The organism is Arthrobacter sp. HY1533 (assembly GCF_027568515.1).
Lineage (GTDB): Bacteria > Actinomycetota > Actinomycetes > Actinomycetales > Micrococcaceae > Specibacter.
In genome coordinates this window covers 25,990-32,089 of sequence record NZ_JANKZF010000042.1, presented here as the reverse complement: position 1 = coordinate 32,089, position 6,100 = coordinate 25,990, and the positions used below count along the sequence as shown (strand labels likewise).

The window sequence follows — 6,100 nt, the reverse complement described above, 5'->3', positions numbered from 1 at the left end:
ACTTCAACACTTACAAGCAATGGCGCGCTCTGGCAACCCGCTACGACAAACTCGCCCCTACCTACCGAGACGGAGCCGTTCTCCGCGCCCTCACCATCTGGCTCACCGCTCTAAGAGACACGCCCTACGGGGCCAGCACGCCCACGCCGGTGCGGGCCTCGAAGATCAGCTGTGTTTCGGTTTGGCGGACCACCCGGTGGACGGTGATGTGGTGCAGGACCAGGTCGCGCAGGGCCTGCGGGTTTTCCACGGCAACGTGCAGGTGGAAGTCGTCCTCCCCAGCCACGTGGAAGGCATGGATGACGCCCGGCACCTGGCAGAGGCTCGCGTAGAGGCTGTTCACGTGCTCGGCGTTGTGGCTGCCCAGGCGGACCTTGATGACGGCCTGCAGCGGAAAGCCCAGGGCGGCCAGGTTCACCGCAATACGGTTGCCCAGGATGACCCCGGCATCGCGCATGAGGCGCAGGCGGTTGGCGCACGTTGACTCGGCCAGGCCAAGGCGTGATGCAATGGCCTTGTTGGTCAGCCCGCCATCGGTGGACAGGGCCCGCAGTATGGCAAGGTCGGTGCTGTCCAGCGCCGGCGCGGCGGATCCGTTCGGCGCTCTTTTCGCCATTGTGGCCCCCGTCTCATTGTATTGCGGTGGTGGAAAATGCGGATTCCGACGATTCTATTGTTCTTTCAGTCAACTATCTAGGCATTCTCTGTACGTTCGTTCATGGTTGTGCCATGACTTACGAACTTATGAATGCCGACTCCCTGGCTGTCCATGCCGGCCGGGAGGACCTGCAGGCACTGGGCATCCACGCTCTTCCCCTGGACCTGTCCAGCACCAATCCGCTGCCGGATATTGAGCGCGGCGGAGACTCGTACGAGTCCATGGCCCTCGGCGGGCACCCCCTGCCCGACGGTGGCGCGGTCTACGCCCGGCTGTGGAACCCCACTGTTGCCCGTTTTGAATCCGGTCTGGCGCAGCTGGAAAAGGCGCAGGCCGCCGTGGCCTTTGCCTCCGGCATGGCGGCCATGACGGCGGCCATCCTGGCCAGCAAGGAAAACCTGAGCCCCGCGGCCGACCCGGCAGCCAAGCCGCATGTGGTCGCCGTCCGCCCGCTCTACGGCGGCACTGACCACCTGCTGGCCTCCGGGCTGCTGGGTGTGGAGGCCACGTTCTGCGGTGAGGACGGGGTGGCAGCCGCGATCCGTGCCAACACCGTCCTGGTCCTGCTGGAAACACCCGCCAACCCCACCCTTGACCTCGTGGACATCCGCAGCGTCGTGGCCCAGGCCGGCAGTGTCCCCGTCCTGGTGGACAACACCTTTGCCACGCCCGTGCTGCAAAACCCCATCAGCCTCGGTGCCGCCATGTCGCTGCACAGCGCCACCAAGTACATTGGCGGCCACGGCGACGCGGTGGGCGGCGTCATTGCCTGCAGCGAGAAAACCGCAGAGGCCCTCCGCCGGGTCCGGGCCATCACGGGCGCCATCCTGCATCCCCTTGGCGCCTACCTGCTGCACCGGGGGCTGGCCACGCTGCCCGTGCGGGTCCGGGCCCAGCAGGAAAGCGCGCGCCTCATCGCCGCCTGGCTGGCGGACCACCCGGCCGTGGAAAAGGTGCACTTCCCGGGTGCGGACGGTGACCCCCGGGGCCTGCTGCGGCACCAGATGCGCGGCCCGGGGGCCATGGTCGCCATCAGCCTGCGCGGAGGCTTTGAGGCGGCCAAGCAGCTCACCTCGGGGGTTCGGATGTTCACGCACGCGGTGTCCCTGGGCGGCGTCGACTCCCTCATCCAGCACCCCGCGGCGCTGACCCACCGCCCCGTGGCCCCGGATGCGCGGCCCTCGGCGAACCTGGTGCGGCTGTCCATCGGGCTGGAAAACGTTGAGGACCTCATGGCCGACCTCGGCCGGGCGCTTGGCTCACTTGCGGAGGACGGTACCGGGCAGTCGGACATGGCCCACGCCGCCAGCGCACGCTGAACCCGGCCGGGCACGGCACCCAACCGCCGGCCGCCCGCCGTCGAACATTTACAGGGAGGCGGCCGCCGAGAGGATGGTCCAGCGCTGGACGGCGTCGGAGAGCTGCCGCGGCGGCAGACCCTTCACTTGCTGCGCCGTTCCGGTGACAAGGCCCGACGCCGTCCGCCGGGTGTGCGCCGGAAGCCGAGTGTCGCGCGCGGCGAGGGCCAGGTAACGGCACAGGATGCCGGTGAACAGGCTGCCGTCGCCGCCCCCGGGCTGGAGACGGGTGCCGCCGGCCGGATCGCCGAGGTTCCGGGCCACGGCATCGACCAGCGCGGCGGCCTGGCGCAGGTCCTCGGGGCTGCCCAGCTCCAAAAGGACGCCCAGCACGGTGCCCTGGTTGTAGCTGTAAATGGTGGTTTCCACGCTGCGGCCCGCGGGCGTGGGGTGGACGCCGTCCAGGTACAGGCCCGTGGCGGGGTCGAACAGCTCGGCGCGCAGCCAGTCCATGAGGGCGCGGGCGTGGTCGGTTTCGCCAATCCTGGCCAGGTGCAGGGCGGCGGGGCCGTTGGCGGGCGTGTTCTTGAAGTCGCGCTTGCGGGACCAGTAGATGCCCCCGCCCAGGACATCGTCGTAGGCGCTGTGGAGCTGGCCGGTCAAGGTGGTGTTGGCGCGCCCGGCCAGACGGGCCGGCTTGGCCACGGTCCGCAGCGAAAGCTGGTTGAGGCGGCCGGCGGCGAGCGCCAGCCAGGCCATGTCGTCGAAGAAGTAGTTGGGGAAGCGGCCCGCGTTGCGCAGCAGGATGCCGCGCAGCAGGGCATGCCCCCGCTGCAGTTCCGCACGGGCGGCCAGGCGGGAGCCGCTGCGCAAGTGCGCAAAGCCGCTGTCAACCACGGCGTCCAGGTAGTGCGCCTGCCACCAGTAGTGCCATTCCGGCCAGGGCCGTCGGGGGAGCCGAAGCGGGTGGGGGCCTTGCGTGAGGGAACCGATCCAGGTCCCGGGCAGGCCCAGGAGGCGGTGGCCGTAGCGGGCGTTGACCTCAGCTGCCGCCTGTTCGGCCAGGGGCGCCCAGGAAACTTCAGTGCCTGCTGCCGGTCCGCGGTCCGCGGGATCCACGTTTTTCCGTGTCATGGAAACCAGCGTACTGTCCGCCGTCGCAGCCGGTGGCTGCCGCGCACAAATTTTGGTTAGTATGCATTAACGCAGTGAAGCACTGGGTCCGGCCGCGGCCGGACACCTCAACGAGGAGGAACCATGGAAATTTCCGGCAACGGCACCGTCGCGCTCATCACGGGCGGGGCCTCGGGGCTGGGCGCGGCAACGGCCAGGCGGCTGCATGCCGCGGGAGCCGCCGTCGTGCTGGTTGACCTGCCGCATGCCGCAGAGGCGGGCGCCGCACTGGCCGGTGAGCTGGGGGAGCGGGCCGTGTTCGCCGAGGCCGACGTCACCGACGAGGCCCAGGTCCGCGCCGCGATCGACGCCGCGGCCGGGCTGGGCACGCTGCGGATAGTGGTCAACTGCGCCGGCGTGGCCACCCCCGGCAAGGTCCTGGGGCGCGAGGGCGTGCTGCCGCTGGAGCAGTTCAGCCGCGTCATCCACATCAACCTGGTTGGCACGTTCAATGTGGTCCGGCTGTGCGCCGAGGCCATGGCGGCCGCCGAGCCGCTCGCCGGGGAGTACGGTCCTGAGCGCGGTGTCATTGTGAACACGGCGTCCGTGGCCGCTTTTGACGGGCAGATCGGCCAGCCCGCCTACGCCGCATCCAAGGGCGGTGTTGCGGCCATGACGCTGCCCATTGCCAGGGAGCTGGCACGCTCGCTCATCCGCGTGGTGACCATTGCACCCGGGATCTTTGAAACACCCATGCTGGCCGGGCTGCCGCAGGCCGCGCAGGATTCGCTGGGCCAGCAGGTCCCGCACCCCTCCCGCCTGGGCAAGCCGGCCGAGTATGCCGCCCTGGTGGAGCACATTGCCGCCAATGCCATGCTCAACGGTGAGACCATCCGGCTCGACGGCGCCATCCGGATGGCACCGAAATGAGCTGGCACGGGCAGGCTGCCGGGGATCTGCCCGCGGCGGACTTTTACGATTTCGAATCCCTTCTCAGCGAAGGGGAGGCAGCCAAGCTGGCGCAGCTGCGCGAATTCCTGGCCGCCGAGGTGGCGCCGCACGCCACCGGCTGGTGGAATGATGCCGAATTTCCGGCCCACATCCTGCCCAAGATAGCGGCGCTGGATTTGGCCGCCCCTGACCGCCGCCGCCTCAGCCACCTGTTCACGGGGCTGGTCGTGGCGGAAATGACGCGCACCGACACCTCGCTGGCCACGTTCTTCCTGGTCCACCACGACCTCTTTGTCCAGGCGCTCATTGACGTCGGTTCCGCCGATCAACAGGCGCGGATGCTCCCCGACGCGCTGGCCCTGCGCGCCACGGGAGCCTTTGCCCTGACCGAGCCGGACCACGGCAGCGACGTGGCCGGCGGCATGGCCACCACGGCCCTTCGCGTGGAGGACGACGGCGGCACCCACTGGGTGCTCAACGGCGCCAAGCGCTGGATTGGCAACGGGACGTTCTGCGAGCGGATGCTGCTCTGGGCCAGGGATGCGGAGACCGGGCAGGTGCGGGGCTTTTTCCTCGACGCCAACTCGCCGGGGGTGGTGCGGACCAAGATCGAGAACAAGATTGCCCTGCGCACAGTGCAAAACGCGCACATCACGCTGGAGAACGTGCGGGTTCCGGAGGTGGACCGGGTTGCCACTGTCAATTCCTTCGAGGACACCAACAGGCTGCTGCTGGCCTCGCGGATCTCCGTGGCGTGGCAGGCCGTGGGGCAGCAGCTGGCTGCCTTTGACGTGGCCCGCGCCTACGCCGTGGAGCGGATGCAGTTTGGCCGGCCCATCGCCTCGTTCCAGATGGTCCAGGACCAGCTGGTGCGGATGCTGGGCAACGCCACCTCTTCCCTGGCCATGATGGTGCGCATTGCCGGGCTGCAGGACGGCTCCGCTGAAGGGGCAGGTGGGAAGCAGCTGCCCGCCATGGCGCAGGTGGCGCTGGCCAAGGCGCACACCACGGCGGCCATGCGCGAAACCGTGTCGCTGGGCCGCTCCATCCTGGGCGGCAACGGCATTGTCAGCGACTACCGGATGGCGAAGATCTTCGCCGACGCCGAGGCGATCTACACCTACGAGGGCTCACACGAGATCAACACCCTCATTGCCGGCCGCGCCATCACGGGCGTGTCAGCAATCGTGTAGCGCCGCCGGACAGGCGCTATCGCAGCGTTGGCGCGGTGCCTGCCTACTTGCGCGGGTCGCGCTCGCCGGCCTCGACCGCCACGGGCAGCGTGTTGCCGGGGACGGGCGCCGGGCAGGTGCCGAAGTCGGTGAAGGCGCTGGGGTAGTTGATGGTGCGGTTGAAATCGACCACCACTGAGCCGTCGGGCCGCGGCTTGGTCAGTTCCAGCTTGCGCCAGTGGGAGGTGGAAACTTCGTTGCTGGCATCGTGGAAGGAAACCACCAGGGAGCCCAATTGACCTTCCTCGGCGGCGAGCGTGTAAGGGGTCCCGGCCAGCTCAAAGGACACCTCGCCCACCAGCTTCGCCACGCCGGGCACTTCCGGGTGGGCGGTTTCAATGGCCTCGTTGCGGGGTGCGTCGTAGGGGGTAAACTTCCCCGTCACCACCAGCTCCGGATCGTAGCCAAAAACGGGCACGCCGGTGAAGGAGGTGAGCACGGGGGACTGTGCGTCGCGGGTGCGCACCATGTAGCGGTGGGCGCGCATGCCCAGCTCCACCACAACGGAACCGAAGGAAACCCAGCTGATGGACTCCTCATCGGACAGTTCGGTGGAGATCGTCCCCACCACGGCCTCGCCGCTTTCCACCAGCGTCAGGTGGTCATCGGCCGAAGCGGTGAGTGACGCCGTCGTGCCGTCGGAACTCCACAGCCCGGGCATGCCGGGCAGAGCGGCGGGGGAACCGGGCAGCCAGTGGAAGGCGGTCAGCGTGAGCCAGCCGTCCTTCGAGGCGAGGGCCGAATTGCGGCCCGTGCGGAACCGCTCCCAGCGCTGGGTGAGGCGGTCGAGTTCTGCGGCGTTCGTGCTCATGGGGCTCCTTGGAATGCGCGGTTGATCCACTCTAGGC

General features: G+C 68.8%; 6 protein-coding genes. 3 read left to right on the top strand and 3 right to left on the bottom strand.

All coding sequences use genetic code 11. The features are described 5' to 3' along the window. Positions 1–124: 124 nt before the first annotated feature. Positions 125–616 (bottom strand): Lrp/AsnC family transcriptional regulator, encoded by a 492-nt coding sequence (locus PCK14_RS18690; RefSeq protein ID WP_269940028.1) that lies wholly within the window; start codon positions 614–616, stop codon positions 125–127. A 113-nt stretch (positions 617–729) separates the two neighbouring features. Here PCK14_RS18690 and PCK14_RS18685 point away from each other — a divergent pair, with 113 nt between their 5' ends. Continuing rightward, the gene (locus PCK14_RS18685; protein ID WP_269940027.1) at positions 730–1,977 is read left to right on the top strand and encodes a trans-sulfuration enzyme family protein; all 1,248 of its coding nucleotides are present in this window, start codon (positions 730–732) and stop codon (positions 1,975–1,977) included. Positions 1,978–2,025: 48 nt separating this feature from the next. Here the strand turns inward: PCK14_RS18685 and PCK14_RS18680 are convergent, their stop codons facing one another. Further along, positions 2,026–3,090 (bottom strand): glycoside hydrolase family 76 protein, encoded by a 1,065-nt coding sequence (locus tag PCK14_RS18680; protein WP_269940026.1) that lies wholly within the window; start codon positions 3,088–3,090, stop codon positions 2,026–2,028. A 123-nt stretch (positions 3,091–3,213) separates the two neighbouring features. Between PCK14_RS18680 and PCK14_RS18675 the strand changes: the two genes are divergently transcribed. Further along, complete coding sequence (locus PCK14_RS18675) at positions 3,214–3,999, top strand: SDR family NAD(P)-dependent oxidoreductase (RefSeq protein WP_269940025.1); 786 nt, start codon at positions 3,214–3,216, stop codon at positions 3,997–3,999. Then, a complete protein-coding gene (locus PCK14_RS18670) occupies positions 3,996–5,213 on the top strand; it encodes an acyl-CoA dehydrogenase family protein (protein WP_269940024.1) in 1,218 nt (405 codons plus the stop codon). The genes PCK14_RS18675 and PCK14_RS18670 overlap by 4 nt, the downstream gene beginning before the upstream one ends. Positions 5,214–5,256: 43 nt before the next feature. Here the strand turns inward: PCK14_RS18670 and PCK14_RS18665 are convergent, their stop codons facing one another. Then, positions 5,257–6,063 carry a DUF1684 domain-containing protein gene (locus tag PCK14_RS18665; protein ID WP_269940023.1) on the bottom strand — a complete coding sequence of 269 codons (807 nt, stop codon included), beginning with the start codon at positions 6,061–6,063 and terminating at the stop codon, positions 5,257–5,259. Between the last annotated feature and the right edge of the window lie 37 nt (positions 6,064–6,100).

Bases quoted from the DNA above. Each gene is read 5' to 3' on its own strand.
- PCK14_RS18690 (WP_269940028.1), bottom strand. From the start codon at position 616: ATGGCGAAAAGAGCGCCGAACGGATCCGCCGCGCCGGCGCTGGACAGC.
- PCK14_RS18680 (WP_269940026.1), bottom strand. From the start codon at position 3,090: ATGACACGGAAAAACGTGGATCCCGCGGACCGCGGACCGGCAGCAGGC.
- PCK14_RS18685 (WP_269940027.1), top strand. From the start codon at position 730: ATGACTTACGAACTTATGAATGCCGACTCCCTGGCTGTCCATGCCGGC.
- PCK14_RS18670 (WP_269940024.1), top strand. From the start codon at position 3,996: ATGAGCTGGCACGGGCAGGCTGCCGGGGATCTGCCCGCGGCGGACTTT.
- PCK14_RS18665 (WP_269940023.1), bottom strand. From the start codon at position 6,063: ATGAGCACGAACGCCGCAGAACTCGACCGCCTCACCCAGCGCTGGGAG.
- PCK14_RS18675 (WP_269940025.1), top strand. From the start codon at position 3,214: ATGGAAATTTCCGGCAACGGCACCGTCGCGCTCATCACGGGCGGGGCC.